Origin of the sequence: Actinoplanes sp. CA-015351 (assembly GCF_050955685.1) — a bacterium.
Lineage (GTDB): Bacteria > Actinomycetota > Actinomycetes > Mycobacteriales > Micromonosporaceae > Actinoplanes.
This window is the reverse complement of sequence record NZ_CP192102.1, coordinates 352738-368629: the sequence shown is the minus strand read 5'-3', so window position 1 is coordinate 368629 and position 15892 is coordinate 352738. Positions and strand designations below refer to the sequence as shown.

The following is a 15892-nucleotide window of genomic DNA, read 5'->3' as shown; positions in this document are numbered from 1 at the left end:
GCGCACACCGGTGACAGCATCATCAACCACAAGTGATCAGAGAACCCAGGCCTCGAGCGGACCCCGGGCGAAGTACAGGACGAACAGGGCGGCGACCCCGTACAGAATGGGGTGAATCTCGCGCGCCTTGCCGGTGAAGGCCTTCAGCACGACGTACGAGATGATCCCGGCCCCGATGCCGTTGGAGATCGAGTACGTGAACGGCATCAGCGTCACGGTCAGGAACGCCGGCACCGCGATCGTGTAATCGGTCCAGTCGATCTTGGTGACCGTGGTGATCATCAGGAAGCCGACGACCACCAGTGCGGTCGACGCGGCCTCGAACGGCACAACCTTGACCAGCGGCGCGAAGAACATCGCGACCAGGAACAACACACCGGTCACCAGGCTGGCCACACCGGTACGCGCACCTTCGCCGACACCGGAGGCACTCTCCACGTACGAGGTGTTGCTGGAAACGCTGGCGGCACCACCGGCAGCGGCGGCGACCGAGTCGACCAGCAGGATCTCCCGGGTACGCGGCGGCATGCCCTCGGCGTCCAGCAGGTCACCCTCCTGGCCGACCGCGACCATCGTGCCCATCGTGTCGAAGAAGTCCGTGATCAGCAGCGTGAAGACGAACATCAGCACGACCAGCCAGCCCGCCGTCGACCACGAGTCGAGCACGTTGAACTGCCCGATCAGCGAGAGGTCCGGCGTGTCGATGATCTGGTCCGGCAGCGTCGGGACGTTGAGCGACCAGCCGTGCGGGTTGGTGACGACCGACCCGACACCGGCGATCGCCTCGACGATGATCGCCAGGACCGTCGTGCCGAGGATGCCGATCAGGATGGCGCCCTTGATCTTGCGGACGAAGAGGACCAGCGTGAAGAGCAGGCCGATCGCGAACACCAGCGTCGGCCAGGTCATCAGCTTGCCGCCGAGGCCGAGCTCGACCGGGACGGTGGTGTTCGCGGCGTCCGGCACCCGGTGCACGAACCCCGCGTCGACCAGGCCGATGATCATCAGGAAGAGGCCGATGCCCACACCGATCGCGGTCTTCAGCTGGGTCGGCACCGCACGGAACACAGCGGTACGCAGACCGGTCAGCACCAGGATCGCGATCAGCACACCCTCGATGACGACCAGGCCCATCGCGTCGGCCCAGGTCATCTCCGGCGCGATCTCGTACGCCACCAGCGCGTTGACGCCCAGACCCGCGGCCAGTGCCAGCGGGAACCGGGCCACCACGCCCATCAGGATGGTCATCAGGCCGGCGACAAGCGCAGTGCCGGCGGCGAGCGCGGCGATCGGCAGGTGCGCGCCGGTGGAGTCGACGCCACCGGCAAGGATCAGCGGGTTCAGCACGACGATGTACGCCATCGTGAAGAACGTGACGATGCCACCGCGGACCTCCCTGCTGAGGGTCGATCCGCGGGCGGTTATCTCAAAGAACCGGTCGAACTTGTTCACGGGTCCGGTGACAGGTTCAGGGGCGCTGGACATATGTGGCCCTTTCGGGGGTATCACTCATGAGGGGACGCGCGCATGCTGCCAGAACCTACTGACCTCGGCAAAAGCGGAGTGATGTTACAACTCTCACGTGCTGCGCCGTTGCGGTCCGTAATGGTCGTACCCTGACGGAGTGAGTGACCTGTCGCCCGCCACGAAAGCCCCGGACGTTACTAAAGCCACGAAAACCCTAGATGCCGTCGTCGGGACCAAGCCTCGACCAGAACCCCTCGACCCCCCGATGCTGCCGTTCGCCTTGGCCGGCGTGGCCGCCTTCGCCGTCGCGCTACTGGTCACCTGGCTGGCAGGGGCACCCGATCACTGGGTCGAGATTGCTTTCGCCGGGCTCATCTGGGGCATTCCGGGCACGCTGACGATGGTCGTCCACGACCGAGGCCGCAAGCACCGCCGGGTGCTCACCCACCCGGAATTCACCGTCAACAGCTGACGGTCAGCTGTGGCCGTAATCCTCGGCCGGCTCGCCCGACTCCACTGAACCATGCCCACGGCTGACCGCCACGGACTCGACCTCACTGTCGTCGTACACCGTCGGCAACTCCTCGACCGGCTGCTCAGCCGTCGTGAGCAGCGCCTCGGAGTGCGCGCCACAACCGTGATCGGCAGCGACCGCACGGCCGTCGTCCGGCGCGTACAGGTTGCCGCAGACTCCGAACATCGGGCGCATCGAACCGGCGAGCGGCAGGTAGAAACCGCAGGTGCCGCAGCGCGCGTTACGCGGCGCGGCAGTGGAGATCGGCGCTTCCGGTCCGGCGTCGCCGTCGTACCACCGCTGAGCGGTCTCGATGCGACCCTCGCGGGACATCACCCGGGACCGGCCGAGGCCGAGCTCCCAGGAGACCTCCTCGACGGCGGCGTCGTCGCTGAGCACATAGCCCGGAGCGAGGCGGTCGTCGTCGGGCGCGGTCGGCATGAGGTCGCCGACGCCGAGGTCGCCCGGCTGCACCCGCTCGTTCCACGGCACCCAGCCGGGCGCGAGCAGCGCGTCGGGGCCGGGCAGCAGAACGGTCTCGCAGATCGTCACGTGCCGGCTGCGCGGGACTCGGGTGACCGTGACGGCCCACCGCCAGCCCTTGTAGCCATCGAGGTGACTCTCGAAGAAATGGGTGACGACGCGATCGCCCTCGGCAATCGCCTCAAGGTGATCACCGACGTCATCCGCGTCCACATCGGTGATGGCACCACGAGCCACACCGACGGCATCGGCACAGACCTGGTCGAGTCGGGCACTGCGGGCGGCGGTCCTGGAGGTCACCGACCCATTGTTGCCTACCGAACCGGGTGGCCCGCAATGAGTCCCCATATACCCGGTGGTGAACATCAGTCAGGATGGTTGTCATGCCGCTGCTTCCCACACTCGGACGCACCGTCGGCACCGGCGTGAAGGCACTCCGTCTGGTGGTGCGGGGCTCGGTGCGCGGCAGCGCCTGGGCCACCCGCCGGGTCGGCACTGCCCGGGCGCGCGGCGCCGCCAACGAAACCGGCATGATCCGGCTCTTCGACCTGCACGCGATCTCCTGCGCCGGTGACGCACTCATCGCGATCGGGCTGGCCGGGACGATCTTCAGCGTCCCGCTCGGCGAGGCCCGTAGCAAGGTGGGCCTCTACCTGCTCATCACGATGGTGCCGTTCGCCCTGCTCGCGCCGGTGGTCGGCCCGCTGCTGGACCATTTCCGGCACGGCCGGCGTTACGCCCTGGCCACCACGATGCTGGGCCGGGCGTTCCTGGCCTACGTGATGTCGGACAACCTGCTCGGCTGGGGGCTCTATCCGGCCGCATTCGCGGTGCTGGCGTTCTCCAGGGCCTACGGCGTGGCCCGATCAGCAGCAGTGCCACGCCTTCTCCCGGCCGGGGTAGGACTGTCCCAGGTGGGCGCCCGGGCCAGCGTCTACGGCACCTTCGCCGGCATCCTGGTGGCCCCGATCGGCCTGCTCGCGTTCAAGTTCGGGCCACAGTGGCCCCTGCGCGTCGCCACGATCATCTTCATGGTCGGCGTGGTGATCGCGCTGCGCCTGCCGCCGCGCGCCGACTCCGACCCGCCGGAAGAGATGCCGCGACCCTGGCGTGCCGTCTTCCGCACCGCCGGCACCGGCCGTCCGCTCGCCGAGCGCCTGGTCATGGCGAGCCTGATCGGCAGTTCCAGCCTGCGTCTTCTCTACGGATTCCTGCTGCTCTTCCTCACCTTCGCGATCATGGGGAACGACCTGCCCAGCTCGTTCATCGGCGTCGAGATGAGCCGGGGCGCCGCGGTCGGGGTGGTCGGCGGCGCGCTCGCGATCGGCACGTTCCTCTCCACCGCGGCCGGGACCGGTCTGCGCATCCGCCGCCCGCTCGCGCTGCAGTCCAGCGGCCTGGTGGTGACCGCCGGCGTCGCGGTGCTCACCACGATCTTCTACAACCTCGCGATGGTCACCCTGCTGGCCCTGCTCACCGCGATCTTCAGCGGGATCGCGAAACTCGCTGTCGATGCCAGCATCCAGGAACGCGTGCCGGAACAGCAGCGGGCCACCGCGTTCGCGCACTCCGAGACAGCGTTGATGCTGGCCTGGGTGGCCGGCGGCGGCCTCGGCATCATCCCGCTGCCCGGACGGATGGGGATCGCGCTCGCCGCGCTGCTCGCGGTGCTTGCCGCGGCGCGCGCCGCGTGGGCGGCAGCCCGCCTGCACAACGAGCGCCTGCTGGGTCACCCTTCTCCTTCGGTACGGGATGACGACACGACCCGTGAGCCCGTGGTGGAGGCCGTCGACCCGTGGGCCGACCCCGAGCCCGCGCCGGTCGCCAAAAAACCGGCAGCCAAGGCACCGGCCCAGCGCGAAGCCGGGCGCAGATGGCGCCGGGGCGGGAAAAAGCCTGTCGTGCATTCCCCGGAACCGCAGGTGAAGTCGAACGGGCCAGATCTCGACGAGTCCGAGCGGCACACGGTCCGCTACCGAGGTGGTGATGGCAGCGGCACTCCGCCGGCCAAGCCGTCCGGCGCCGGGGCGCCGCCCGGATTCCACGTCTACCGGCCGTCCAGCTCCGGAAACGGCGCACGAAACGCCGATCCGACGAACGATGAGGCCTCGTGAACGCGTACAAAATCTTGGTGGTGACCGCGGTGACCGCCGAGGCCGAAGCGATCCGCCCAGGTCTCGACAGTGATCTGATCGTGGTCGGCGCCGTAGGCGTCGGTCCGGCAGCGGCCGCGGCCGGTACCGCACGGCTGCTCGCCACCGGCAGCTACCGCGCGGTGATCAGTGCGGGCATCGCCGGCGGTTTCCCCGGGCGCGCGACCATCGGAGGGACCGTTCTCGCGACCCGCAGCATCGCCGCCGATCTGGGCGCCGAGACACCCGACGGATTCCTGCCGGTGGAGGAGCTGGGTTTCGGCAACAGCGTGCTGGAGTGCGACCCGGCGCTGGTCAAGGCACTGAGCGAGGCGCTTCCGGCGGCGCTGACCGGCGACGTGCTGACGCTGAGCACGGTCACCGGCACGCAAGCGACCGCGGACCGGCTGGCGGCTCGCTTCCCGCGGGCGGTCGCGGAAGCCATGGAGGGGTACGGCGTGGCGAGCGCGGCGCTCGGCGCCGGAGTGCCGTTCGCCGAGCTGAGGACGATCTCCAACCCGGTGGGGCCGCGGGACCGGGCGGCGTGGCGCCTGGCCGACGCGTTCGCCGCCCTGCGAGCCGCCGCTCCGGCATTGAAGGCCATCTCCTGAATCTTGTCCGATTCCTTTACCTGGAAGTTATTGCTGTTGAACATCGAGAACGGCATGCTGCGCTGACAACCGATTGACGGCCGGTCTCCTAACCCAGCGAGGCGCTATGACAGACGTGGGCGGCACCGAGATGACGGCCGCGGCCAGAGCCCGGTTGATCGGCGCCGGTTACGCGGCTCAGGGCCTCGGTTACGCCGCAGTGGTGACCGCCCTGCCCACGTTCAAGGACCGGCAGGGCATCGACGACACGTTCGTCTCGGCGATCCTGCTGCTGGTCTGTGTCGCGGCGGCCGGCGGTTCGGTGCTGGCCGACAAGATCGCGACCCGCTGGGGCAGCCGTTACGCACTGGCCACCGGTCTGCTGGTCGTCGCGGTGGGGCTGACCGGCGCGACCATCACCACGCCGAACGCTGTCTTCGCGGTGATCCTGCTGGCCTACGGCATCGGTCTCGGCGCTGTCGACGCGTCGCTGTCCATGCAGGGTGTGCTCGTGCAGGCCCGGCTCGGGCGCAGCGTGATGAGCAGGCTCTTCGCGGCGTACACGGCGGCCGCCATCGCGGCCGCGCTGCTGATGTCCGGCGTGCTCCGGATCGGCGCGGGCGCCGAGCTGGCGGTCGGTGTGGCTGCCGTGTTCGCAGCGGTGATCGGCGTGATCGGCTGGCGCGCCTTCGAGCCCGGCCGGACGCTTCGAGCGGCGGCCGTGCACGCGCACGGTGGCCGGGCGATCCGCCCGATCGTGCTGGTCTGCGGCATGTTGATCTTCACGGCGTTCCTGGTGGACTCGGCAATCAGCACCTGGAGCTCGGTCTACCTGCACGACACCCTCAAGGCCGCTTCCGCGGTGGCCCCGCTGGGTTACGCGGCCTACCAGGTAGCCGTCCTGGTGAGCCGTCTCATCGCCGATCACGTGATGCCCCGGGCCGGCCGTCTCGCTGTCGCCCTGGGCGGCCTGGCCGTCTGTGGTGCCGGCTGCGGGCTGGTGGCGGCGCTGCCGTCGATCGGCGCCGCGGTGGCCGGCTTCGCGATCGCCGGCATCGGGGTGGGTGTGCTGGTCCCGCTGGCGTTCAGCGCGGCCGGCGAGGCAGCCGCTGAGAACAGCGACGAGGTGATCGCCAAGGTGAACCTCTTCAACTACGGCGGCGCGCTGCTCGGCGCAGTTCTGCTCGGCGCTCTCTCCGAGCCGATCGGCCTTCAGATCGCGTTCCTGATCCCGGTTGTCGCGGTGATTCTGACCCTGCCGCTGGCTCGCCGGCTGCGTCATCTCTCGATCCCGGAGCCGGTTGCCAAAAGCGCTGGCTAAGCTTGCCGCGTGCCGAGGCTGGTCGACCGCGATCTCAGAAAAGCCGAGTTGCTCGCCGCCGCTTGGCGAGTGGTTCGCGTCCGCGGTGTCGAGGGCACCACGACCAGGGCCATCGCCGACGAGGCTGGTTGCTCGCTGAGCGTCCTCGCGCACTTCCTGGGCGGCAAAGACGACATCCTGGTCGCCGCACAGAAAGCGGTCTACGACCGGATCGTGGAGCGCGCCTTCCGGATAGGCGGCGACCTCTTCGGACTCGACGGTCTGCGCGCCGCGCTGGAAGCGGTGCTGCCGCTGGACGAGGAGCGGGCCGCCGACGCGCACGTCAACGTCGCGTTCGCCGGCGCCGCGCTGTCCCATCCCCGGCTCGCCGAGTCCCGCCGCCGGTCGCACCAGGAGATCCGGGTGCACCTGATCAACTGTCTGCGCGAGGCGCGGGAGCTGGGTGAGCTGCGCGCCGGGGTGGACGACGAGGCCGTGATCGACGACTTCATCATCCTGGTCGAGGGCAGCACGCTGCTCAGCCTGGTCGACGGGTGGGCCGAGGAGGGCCGCGCCGAGCGCCTGTCCCGCCTCGCCACCCAGTTCGTGGATCAGCTGCGGCGCTGAGCCGCGATCACGTCCCTGTACCAGTGCCAGGAGTCCTTGCGCGTCCGGTTCAATGTCGCCTTGTCCACATATATGAGTCCGAATCGTTCGTCATAGCCGGCCGCCCACTCGAAGTTGTCCAGCGCCGACCAGATGTAGTAACCGGTCACGTCCACCCCGGAATCGATGGCTTCGCTGACCGCCCTCAGGTGTGAATCCAGGTAGGAGATCCGCCGCTCGTCGTGCACCCGGTCGTCCGCACCGGGCGGCGCGTCGTGGAAGGACGCCCCGTTCTCGGTGATGATCACAGGCGGCAGGTGCGGGTAACGGTCCTTCAGCTTGACCAGGATCTCGGTGAGCGCCGAGGGCACGATCGACCAGCCGAAATCGGTACGCTCGTCGCTCTTCACCGGCACCGGCGAGAACGGCAGGCCCTCCGGGATGTCCACCTCCAGCACGCCGGAGTAATCCTTGCCGGCCCGCGGCGCCTCGATCATCGTCGGCTCGTAGTAGTTGACCCCGTAGAAGTCGAGCCGGGCCCGGATCAGCTCCAGGTCACGGTCGAGCTGCGCGCCACCGGTGCCGATCCCGGCCGCGATCATCTCGTTCGGGTACTCGCCGCGCAGGATCGGATCGGAGAACGTCCAGTTCGTCAGGTCCTCGAACAGGCCCGCCGCGCCCAGGTCCGCCGGGTCGTCGGTGGCCGGGATAACCGGGAAGTGCTGGTTCGCCACACCGACCGACGCGGCCCCGTGCGTACGGAGCACCTGCACGGCCAGGCCGTGCGCGAGCAACTGGTGATGTGCCGCCGGCAGCGCTTCCAGGCCGAGGCCACGGGCGGGCGCGTGGTCGGTCAAGGCGTACCCATAAAGGGTGTGGACGTTCATCTCGTTCAGCGTGATCCAGTCGCGGACCCGGTCGCCGAGGCGCAGGACCAACGTGCTGGCGTGATCGGCGAGCCGGTGCGCGGTGTCCCGGTTCATCCAGCCGCCGGCGTCCTCCAGGCTCTGCGGCAGGTCCCAGTGGTACAGCGTCGGTACCGGCCGCACGCCGGCTTCGAGAAGCGAGTCGACAAGCCGGTCGTAGAAGTCGATTCCTCCGGAGAGGACTCGCGGCCAGGAGAACGAGAACCGATAGTCGTGTGCCCCGGCGCCGGCGATGTGCCCGACGTCCTCGGCGTACCGGTTGACGTGGTCGATCGCGACCCGGGCGTCCTCGCCGTGCCGGATCGTGCCGGGCCGGGCTGCGAACGTGTCCCAGATGCTCGGGGGCAGGCCTTGGGTGCCCTCGATCTGATAGGCCGAGGTCGACATGCCGAACCGGAAGCCAGGTGGGAACTGTGGGTACAAGACGATCCCTTTCTTACGGAAGTGCTTTCAACCGCGGCAGCGCCGCCAGCGCGAGCAGCGCGGCGCCGCCGGTGAGCAGGTACAGGGCCGGATAACCGCCGAGCCCGGTGACGATCGGCGCGGCGATCACCGGCGCGATCAGCTGGGGCAGGGTGCCGGCGATGTTGGCGACGCCGAGCATCGTGGCGCGGGTTTCCGCGTCCGGCAGCACATGGGTGATCACCGCCATGTCGACAGCGATGTACGCCCCCCAGCCCACCCCGACCAGCGCCGAAGCAACGATGACGACGGCTGTCACGGGCACCAGGGCCAGCACCGTGCTCCCGGCCGCGATGATCACCGCGGCAGCGGCGACGAAGACACGGCGGCGTACCCACTTGTCGGAGAGGACGCCGCCGAAACCGCCGACGATGCCGGCGAAGAGCACGTTGACCACGGTCAGGATCAGCACCCAGAGGGCCGGGTCGGCGACACCGACGGAGTCCGACAGGTAGTAGAAGAGGTAGACCAGGACCAGCGCGTTGCTGAGGTTCAGCAGGAACCGGATGACCCAGGCCCAGGCGAACTGGCTGCCCGGCCTGGTGATCACTGTCCACTTGATCTTGCTGGTCTCGGCCGGCGAGGCCGGACCGTCCCGGTGCATGATCAGAAGCGCCGCACCGAAGGCCGGCACCGCGATCGCCACCGCGATGTACCCCGGTGCGCCCTGGCCGACCGCGACCGCCACGGCGGTGCCGAGCACCACCCCGACGATCTGCGCCACTCCGAAGATCGCGCCGACCGTGCCCCGCTGCCGTTCCGGAACCCGGTCACCGATCATCGCGGCCAGCGCGGCAAGCGGCCCGTTGAGACCGGCCTGCACCAGGCACCAGCCGATGACCATGGTGGACCGGGTGTCCGCCCCGGCCAGCACCAGCAGACCGGCGATGCCGACCACGGTGCCGGCCAGGAAGATCGGCAGACGCCGTGACCCGATCCGGTCGGAGAGAACGCCCCAGAGCGGGTTCGCCACCATCGACACGGCGGCGCCCCAGGCGGTCACGAAGGCGAGCAGCGCCTCCTTGCCGTCCTCACCGGCGAGCCGGGCCGCCTGCTCCGGAAGCAGGATCTGGATCGGGCCGAACCAGCCCGCCGCCACCCCGACCATGGCCAAGCCATAGGCGGTCATCCAGCGGCGGCGGACCGGTATGTCGACGAGCGTCACAGCCGGGCCTTTTCCCACATCACGGTGTATGACTCAGCGCCACTCAGCAGCTGTTTGCGCAGCTTGGTGGCGTCGGAGCCGGACTGGTTGATCAGGTCGGTGATCCAGTCGGCGTACAGGCCGTACTGGGCGACGCCGTCGGTGTTCAGATCGAACGTCCTGGTGCCGTACACCTGCTTGGTCACCGTAGTGCCATTGGTCGCGGTGAAGGGATAGGTGAGCGGGCTGGACCCGGCGTTCAGGCGGGGGGCTGCCTGCGGGCCCAGCCCGTTCACGTCAGTGCCGACCCCGTACCCGGTGATCTTCGAAGCGTTGGTGAGCGCCTGGTGCGCACGCCATTCGTCGAGGAAGGTCCCGGTGTCCTGGCCGTCGTCGCTGGCGGCGAACGCGTAACTGGCGACGAAGCCACCGAGGCCGAGGATGCGGTTCACGATTGTCGGGTCCGACCAGGTGTGCACCGAGGTGACGCCCGGGTATCCGGCCTGCGTGGCGATGTCGAGGACCGCTTGCGCGGTCTTCACACCCATGTGGTCGATGTGGATGATCATGCCGCGCTCGATCATTTCCTGGATCAGGTACGCCCCCAGCGAGGTCAAGCCGCGGGTGTTGCAGATCTTGCCGCTCGGATAGACCGGGAGGACCGCACCGGCCGGCAGGCCGACCCCGAGCTGGAGCAGCTTCGCGAAGTCGTCGCTGACGATCGGCTGCTCGTTGTCGGACGGTCCGGTGCAGCTGGTCGCCGTCCACCAATGGCCGCTGGAGAGCAGCTGACCCACGTTGATCGCGGCGCCGGTGACACCCTCGTCGAACCGGGTGCCGCCGAAAGCGTTGTCGAACTTGTGCACCGGGTACATGCCGCTGACCCCGATCGCCTCCAGTTCGTCGAGCCCGGCGTCGATGTCGGCGGTGGTGCACTGCGGGACGTCCTTGATCTCCCGGCAGCCGAACAGCTCGGAGTTCTCCACGCCGATCGTGACGGCCAGCTTGCCGGTCGCGGCGATCGCGCGTACCTCGGCCGGGGTTTTCGCCAGCCGGAACCAGCCCTTGCCCGGTCCGCCGCTGCGGGCATCCACGTAGTCCTGCATCTTCTTCAGGTATGCAGCCTGCGCGCGGATCTGGTCCATCTCGTCGCAGGAGGTGTGCTCCGGGGTCAGCTCGCAGATCACCCGGTTCGCCACGAGAAGCACGTTGAGCACCCGCTGGCCGGACTTCCAGGCCCGTTCCAGGCTGCGGAAGTACGACGCCTCGTGCAGCATCGTGTCGTTCTGCGGCCAGTCGCCGAACGTCGGCCAGCCATCCTCGGCCGAGTTGATCGGGTCGGTGCCCGCGATGATCGCTTCGAGCAGCGCACCCCAGCCGAGCGTCCCGTGCGACGCGCAGCCCTTCAGCGCCACCGTCACACCGCCTGATGCGTACGGGTCACCGCAGTGCAGTGATCCGCCGAACGCCTCGGCAGCGGTGACGTGCGCGTGGGCGTCGATCCAGCCGACGAGCTTGCCGTTGGCGTCGACCCCGGCGGCCGGCGTCCCGGTGACACCGGTGGCGATGTCCGGGATGGCGGCACAACCACTCGCCGCGGTGAGGGTGTACGTCGAACTGCCCGCGCCCAGCCCGCCGAGGTAGACGCCCATCTGCTGGCCGGTGGCGGTCGAGGTGAACTTGTACTTGCCCTCGGAGACGGTGGCGGTCCAGTCGGCGCGGTCGCCGTAATCGGCGCCGGCCCAGATCCAGCTGACCACGCTCTGATAGATCGGGGCGCTCGTCGAGTCCCGGATCGAGTACCGGCCGAGCTGGGTGGCCTCGAAGCGGAACTTCTCCGCCTTCGACGCGGTGCTCGTGTACCCGTACCCGACGCTGTCCTTGAAGACGTAACCGTTCGAGGTCTGGAGGGTGACACACGCACCCTCGAGATCGGTCGCAGACGTCCAGGTCGCAGCCATGGCGGCGGGCGCGGGCAGCCCACCTACCAGGCCGAGCACCAGGACGCCCGCAGCGATGGAGCGGAACCGGGCCACGGGACACCCCCTTTGATCGATCAAATGATCCAACAAAGCGGAGTGTAAGAATTGTCACGGCTTAGATCCAGATGTAAACGCGAATCTTTTCCTCGGTGCACCCCGAGGTGTGGGGAGCTAGACAGGCGCCGTAACGGGCGCTTCGCCACACACGCGGCTAGCGTGAGGTCGTGGAGCTTTCTCTGGCCGTCTCGCCGTGCCCGAACGACACCTTTGTGTTCCACGCTCTGATCCACGGGCAGGTGCCCGGCGCACCGCCGGTGAACCTGACCTTCGCGGACGTCGACGTTACGAACACGGCTGCGCTCGACGGCCGGTTCGACCTGGTCAAGGTGAGTTACGCGGCCTTGCCCTGGCTGCTCGACGATTACGAGCTGCTGCACTGCGGCGGCGCGCTCGGCCGGGGCTGCGGTCCACTCGTGCTGGCCCGGGAGCCCCTGGCCGACCTCACCGGCAAAACCGTTGCGGTGCCAGGCGACCGCACCACGGCGTACCTTCTCTTCCGCCTCTGGTCCGCGGAGCACCCGCCGGCTCACATCGAGGTCGTGCCCTTCCACGAGATCATGCCGGGCGTGGCCGAGGGCCGGTTCGACGCCGGCCTGGTCATCCACGAGGCCCGTTTCACGTACCAGCGGTTCGGCCTGATCGCCCTGGCCGACCTCGGCGAGTGGTGGGAGGCCGACACCGGCCTGCCGATCCCGCTCGGCGCGATCCTCGCCAAGAAAGGCACCGTCGATCCGGTCGAGGCCACCGAGTGGATCCGGGCGTCACTGCGCCAGGGCTGGCTCGACCCGGCCGCCAGTTACGAATTCGTCCTCGCCAACGCGCAGGAGATGGAACCGGACGTGGTGCGGCAGCACATCGAGCTCTACGTCAACGAGTTCACCCTTGACCTGGGCAAAGACGGACTCGCCGCCGCCGACGCCCTGCTCGGGCGCGCGGCGGCGGCGGGTCTTACGCCCGCTGTGAAGCCGTTCGTTTAAAAGGAAAGCTCTAAACCTCGAACTCTCGCGCGACCGCGTGCACCAGCTGCGCGATCTTCAGTGCGGTTTTCTTGTCCGGGTACCGGCCGCGCTGCAACGACGGCTGCACCGAGCTCTCCAGGACCTTGATCATGTCTTCGATCATGCTGGCCAGCTCGTCCGCCGGGCGCCGTCGAAGCTCGGCAACGGACGGCGGAGCCTCCAACAGCGTCACACCGAGCGCCTGCGCGCCCTTGCGGCTGTCGACCACGCCGAACTCGATCCGCTGACCGGTTTTCAACTCGGTGACCCCGGTCGGCAGCGAACCCTTGGGCAGGAACACGTCACCGCCCTCATCACTGGTGACGAACCCGAATCCCTTAGCCGCGTCGTACCACTTCACTCGACCCGTGGGCACCGCTGACCTCAACTTCACTCAATGGACACAACTGCTCACGGCAAGGCTATCCAGACGCGGGCTTGGACCCAACTGCAATCTCACCCAGCAGCAGGGTCCAACTCCGGTCAGTGGCCGTTCAGTGTCGGTGTCCAGGAGGAGGCGGGCCGGATCAGTGCCCGGAGTTCTTCGCCACGTGCGGCTGGTATGTGAGGTTCTCCACCGGCAGCGGGAAGGTCTGGTCGTCACCGAACGGCGACGGGGCCGCGGCCCGATCGGAAATCAGCTCGGAGACGTGCATTTGACCCTTCATGTCCACACCACGAGGGCCGCTGTGCTCCTTGACGGGCACCTGAGCACCCGGCTTGGCCTTCGACGCCACAGTGAGTCCTCCTCAGATCGGGGTCCGGCCACGCCCGGACCCACCACTATCGTCCCATGAACGTTAGCGTTGAAGACGATGGCCACCACATTCGCCGATCAACTACGGTCGCTGCCCGACGACGCCCTGGGCGCGCTCATCCAGCTGCGCCCCGACCTCGTCGTGCCGGTGCCCGCCGACATCTCGGCCCTCGCTGTACGCGCACAGTCGCGTAACTCGGTCGCCCGCTGCCTGGACGGGCTGGACGAGTTCACCCTGCTGATCCTGGACGCGGCTCGCTTGAGCCGTGCTACCGACACCGCACTGACCTCGGTCGACGCGGTTCTCACGCTCACCGGCGGGGTCGATCCCGAGGACGTGAAAGCCGCGATCGAGCGCCTCCGCGTCCGATTCCTGCTGCACGGCCCGCCCGAGGCGCTGCAGGTCGTGGGAGCGGTCGACGAGGTCACCTCGCCGTACCCGGCCGGTCTCGGCCGGCCCGCCGACTTCCTGGACCCGGCCGCCGGTGCACTCTGCGCCGACCGGGCGAAACTGCGCCGTACCGTGCTGGCCGCACCCGCGGCGGCCCGTGCGGTGCTCGACCGCCTGGCAGCGGGTCCCCCGATCGGGGCACTTTCCCGGACCGCGATGGACACGGCCGAACCCGTTCGCTGGCTCGTCGACCAGCACATCCTGGTCCCGGTCTCGGAAGCCGGCCGCGCGCCACGGCCGGACGGCGAGCTGGTCGAGCTGCCCCGCGAGGTCGGCATGCTGCTGCGCCGCGACACCGGGCCGCTCGGCGCGCTGCGGCCGTTCCCGCCGCTGCCGGACGCACCGGTTCGCGACCGCAAGGCCGCCGACTCGGCCGGCGCCGGCCAGGTGATGGAGGCGGTACGCGCCACCGAGGCGATCCTCGAAGCGCTGGCCGCCGAAGCCGCTCCGGTGCTCCGAGCCGGTGGCCTGGGCGTACGCGACCTGAAACGGCTCGCCAAGGCCGCCGGTGTCGACGAGTCCGGCGCCGCCCTGCTGATCGAGATCTCGTACGCGTCCGGCCTGCTCGGCGAGTCCGAGGTGAACCCCCGCAGCACCAACGGGGCCGCTCAGGACGTGTTCCTGCCGACCGGGGCGTACGACCTGTGGCGGGCAACAGGTGTGGCGACCCGATGGGCCACGCTGGTTCGGTCCTGGCTCACGATGACCCGGCAGCCCGGCCTGGTCGGCCGCCGCGACGAGCGGGACCGCCCGATCAACCCGCTCGCGCCGGACGCCGAACGGGCCGGCGCACCGCAGGCCCGGCGGGAGGCGCTGGACGCCCTGGCCGACCTGGAGCAGGGCGCCGCGCCGTCGGTCGACGACCTGCTCGCGCTGCTCGCCTGGCAGACGCCACGGCGGTCGCGGGGCCGGGAGGTGGCGCACCGGGACGCGTACTTCGGGGCGGCGCTACTCGGTGTGACCGGGCTGAACGCCGTCACGTCGTACTCTCGCCTGCTCCTGGCCGATCCGGAGACGGACGAGACCGACCCGCTGGGGTTGAACCCGGCGGATGCCCCGGCTGACGCCGTGCGCGCCCTGGACGCGATGCTGCCCGCGCCGGTCGACCATCTGCTGGTCCAGGCCGACCTGACAGTGGTGGTGCCCGGACCGCCGGAACCGGAACTCGCCGCCGATCTGGACGCCGTCGCCGAGCCGGAGTCAGCCGGTGGCGCGAGCGTGTTCCGGGTCACGCCGGCGAGCGTGCGGCGTGCCCTGGACATCGGTTACCGCGCCGACGACCTGCACACCCTGTTCCGCCGCCGGTCCCGCACACCGGTGCCGCAGACGCTGACGTACCTGATCGACGACACCGCCCGTAAGCACGGCGGCCTGCGCAGCGGATCCGCCGGGTCATACCTGCGCAGCGACGACGAGGCGCTGCTCACCGAGGTGCTCGGCGACAAGCGGCTGATCCCGGTCGACCTGCGCCGGATCGCGCCGACCGTGCTGGTCAGCCCGCGTCCGGTGGCCCGGCTGCTGGGTGCGCTGCGGGACGCCGGCTATGCGCCGGTCGCCGAGGACGCCGGGGGCACGATGGTGCTCACCAGGCCGAAGGCTCGGAGGGCGCCGAGCCGTACTCCAAGAATCGCCGAACCGATGGGGCCGCCGCACCTGGCCGGTCCGCGCCTGGCCGGCGTTGTCGAACAACTCCGCCGCGGCGACATCGCAACGCGCGCGGCGCATCGCGCGCCGATGACCGTCCGCGCCGCGCAGGGCCAGGCAGTGCCGGGACTCACCGCGGTGCAGCAGCACAGCCAGGCCATGGCGGTGCTTCAGCAGGCGGTCCGGGACAAGGTCAAGGTCTGGGTCGGGTACGTGGACTCGCACGGCGCCACCCTGTCCCGCCTGGTCAAACCCGTCTCGATGAGCGCGGGATACCTCCGTGCCGAGGACGAGCGAGGCGAAAGCCTGCACACGTTCGCCCTGCACCGGATCACCGCGGCGGTCAACGAGGAGTGAGATTTTGCCGGGCCGTGCA

Annotated in this window: 14 protein-coding genes; 7 read left to right on the top strand and 7 right to left on the bottom strand. The window is 69.3% G+C overall.

What is annotated here, in order from left to right; genetic code table 11:
* Positions 1-36: 36 nt before the first annotated feature.
* A complete protein-coding gene (locus ACQP2E_RS01635) occupies positions 37-1485 on the bottom strand; it encodes an NCS2 family permease (RefSeq protein ID WP_433828117.1) in 1449 nt (482 codons plus the stop codon).
* 139 nt (positions 1486-1624) lie between these two features.
* On the opposite strand from ACQP2E_RS01635, the gene ACQP2E_RS01630 reads away from it, so the two are divergent.
* The gene (locus ACQP2E_RS01630) at positions 1625-1939 is read left to right on the top strand and encodes a DUF2530 domain-containing protein (RefSeq protein ID WP_433828116.1); all 315 of its coding nucleotides are present in this window, start codon (positions 1625-1627) and stop codon (positions 1937-1939) included.
* 3 nt (positions 1940-1942) lie between these two features.
* Here ACQP2E_RS01630 and ACQP2E_RS01625 read toward each other — a convergent pair whose 3' ends face one another.
* Positions 1943-2812 (bottom strand): DUF3027 domain-containing protein, encoded by an 870-nt coding sequence (locus ACQP2E_RS01625; protein WP_433833722.1) that lies wholly within the window; start codon positions 2810-2812, stop codon positions 1943-1945.
* A 35-nt stretch (positions 2813-2847) separates the two neighbouring features.
* On the opposite strand from ACQP2E_RS01625, the gene ACQP2E_RS01620 reads away from it, so the two are divergent.
* From ACQP2E_RS01620 to ACQP2E_RS01605, 4 genes are all read left to right on the top strand, one after another.
* Positions 2848-4578, top strand: coding sequence for an MFS transporter (locus ACQP2E_RS01620; protein ID WP_433828115.1), 1731 nt, complete (start codon positions 2848-2850; stop codon positions 4576-4578).
* On the top strand, positions 4575-5207 hold the full coding sequence (locus tag ACQP2E_RS01615) for a futalosine hydrolase (RefSeq protein WP_433828114.1): 633 nt from the start codon (positions 4575-4577) through the stop codon (positions 5205-5207). The genes ACQP2E_RS01620 and ACQP2E_RS01615 overlap by 4 nt, the downstream gene beginning before the upstream one ends.
* 106 nt (positions 5208-5313) lie before the next feature.
* On the top strand, positions 5314-6507 hold the full coding sequence (locus ACQP2E_RS01610) for an MFS transporter (RefSeq protein WP_433828113.1): 1194 nt from the start codon (positions 5314-5316) through the stop codon (positions 6505-6507).
* A 9-nt stretch (positions 6508-6516) separates the two neighbouring features.
* Positions 6517-7113 carry a TetR/AcrR family transcriptional regulator gene (locus tag ACQP2E_RS01605; protein ID WP_433828112.1) on the top strand — a complete coding sequence of 199 codons (597 nt, stop codon included), beginning with the start codon at positions 6517-6519 and terminating at the stop codon, positions 7111-7113.
* On the opposite strand, the gene ACQP2E_RS01600 is transcribed toward ACQP2E_RS01605, so the two are convergent.
* From ACQP2E_RS01600 to ACQP2E_RS01590, 3 genes are read right to left on the bottom strand one after another with little or no spacing between them, the layout of a single operon-like run.
* A complete protein-coding gene (locus ACQP2E_RS01600; RefSeq protein ID WP_433828111.1) occupies positions 7098-8441 on the bottom strand; it encodes a glycoside hydrolase family 1 protein in 1344 nt (447 codons plus the stop codon). The two genes, ACQP2E_RS01605 and ACQP2E_RS01600, sit on opposite strands and share 16 nt — an antisense overlap.
* Before the next feature lie 13 nt (positions 8442-8454).
* Positions 8455-9645 (bottom strand): MFS transporter, encoded by a 1191-nt coding sequence (locus ACQP2E_RS01595; protein WP_433828110.1) that lies wholly within the window; start codon positions 9643-9645, stop codon positions 8455-8457.
* Complete coding sequence (locus ACQP2E_RS01590; RefSeq protein ID WP_433828109.1) at positions 9642-11660, bottom strand: hypothetical protein; 2019 nt, start codon at positions 11658-11660, stop codon at positions 9642-9644. Before ACQP2E_RS01590 ends, ACQP2E_RS01595 begins: the two co-directional genes overlap by 4 nt.
* Positions 11661-11830: 170 nt before the next feature.
* Between ACQP2E_RS01590 and ACQP2E_RS01585 the strand changes: the two genes are divergently transcribed.
* Positions 11831-12643 carry a 1,4-dihydroxy-6-naphthoate synthase gene (locus tag ACQP2E_RS01585; protein ID WP_433828108.1) on the top strand — a complete coding sequence of 271 codons (813 nt, stop codon included), beginning with the start codon at positions 11831-11833 and terminating at the stop codon, positions 12641-12643.
* A 10-nt stretch (positions 12644-12653) separates the two neighbouring features.
* Here ACQP2E_RS01585 and ACQP2E_RS01580 read toward each other — a convergent pair whose 3' ends face one another.
* Positions 12654-13040, bottom strand: a complete 387-nt coding sequence (locus tag ACQP2E_RS01580) for a cold-shock protein (protein ID WP_111652022.1) — start codon at positions 13038-13040, stop codon at positions 12654-12656.
* A gap of 151 nt (positions 13041-13191) precedes the next feature.
* Positions 13192-13401, bottom strand: a complete 210-nt coding sequence (locus ACQP2E_RS01575; protein ID WP_111652021.1) for a hypothetical protein — start codon at positions 13399-13401, stop codon at positions 13192-13194.
* Between the two features lie 78 nt (positions 13402-13479).
* Between ACQP2E_RS01575 and ACQP2E_RS01570 the strand changes: the two genes are divergently transcribed.
* Positions 13480-15873: a helicase-associated domain-containing protein gene (locus tag ACQP2E_RS01570; protein ID WP_433828107.1), complete on the top strand. Its 2394-nt coding sequence runs from the start codon at positions 13480-13482 to the stop codon at positions 15871-15873.
* Positions 15874-15892: the final 19 nt, after the last annotated feature.

Coding starts and splice junctions, on each gene's coding strand:
- ACQP2E_RS01635 (WP_433828117.1), bottom strand. CDS start 1,485: ATGTCCAGCGCCCCTGAACCTGTCACCGGACCCGTGAACAAGTTCGAC.
- ACQP2E_RS01625 (WP_433833722.1), bottom strand. CDS start 2,812: ATGGGGACTCATTGCGGGCCACCCGGTTCGGTAGGCAACAATGGGTCG.
- ACQP2E_RS01620 (WP_433828115.1), top strand. CDS start 2,848: ATGCCGCTGCTTCCCACACTCGGACGCACCGTCGGCACCGGCGTGAAG.
- ACQP2E_RS01610 (WP_433828113.1), top strand. CDS start 5,314: ATGACAGACGTGGGCGGCACCGAGATGACGGCCGCGGCCAGAGCCCGG.
- ACQP2E_RS01570 (WP_433828107.1), top strand. CDS start 13,480: ATGGCCACCACATTCGCCGATCAACTACGGTCGCTGCCCGACGACGCC.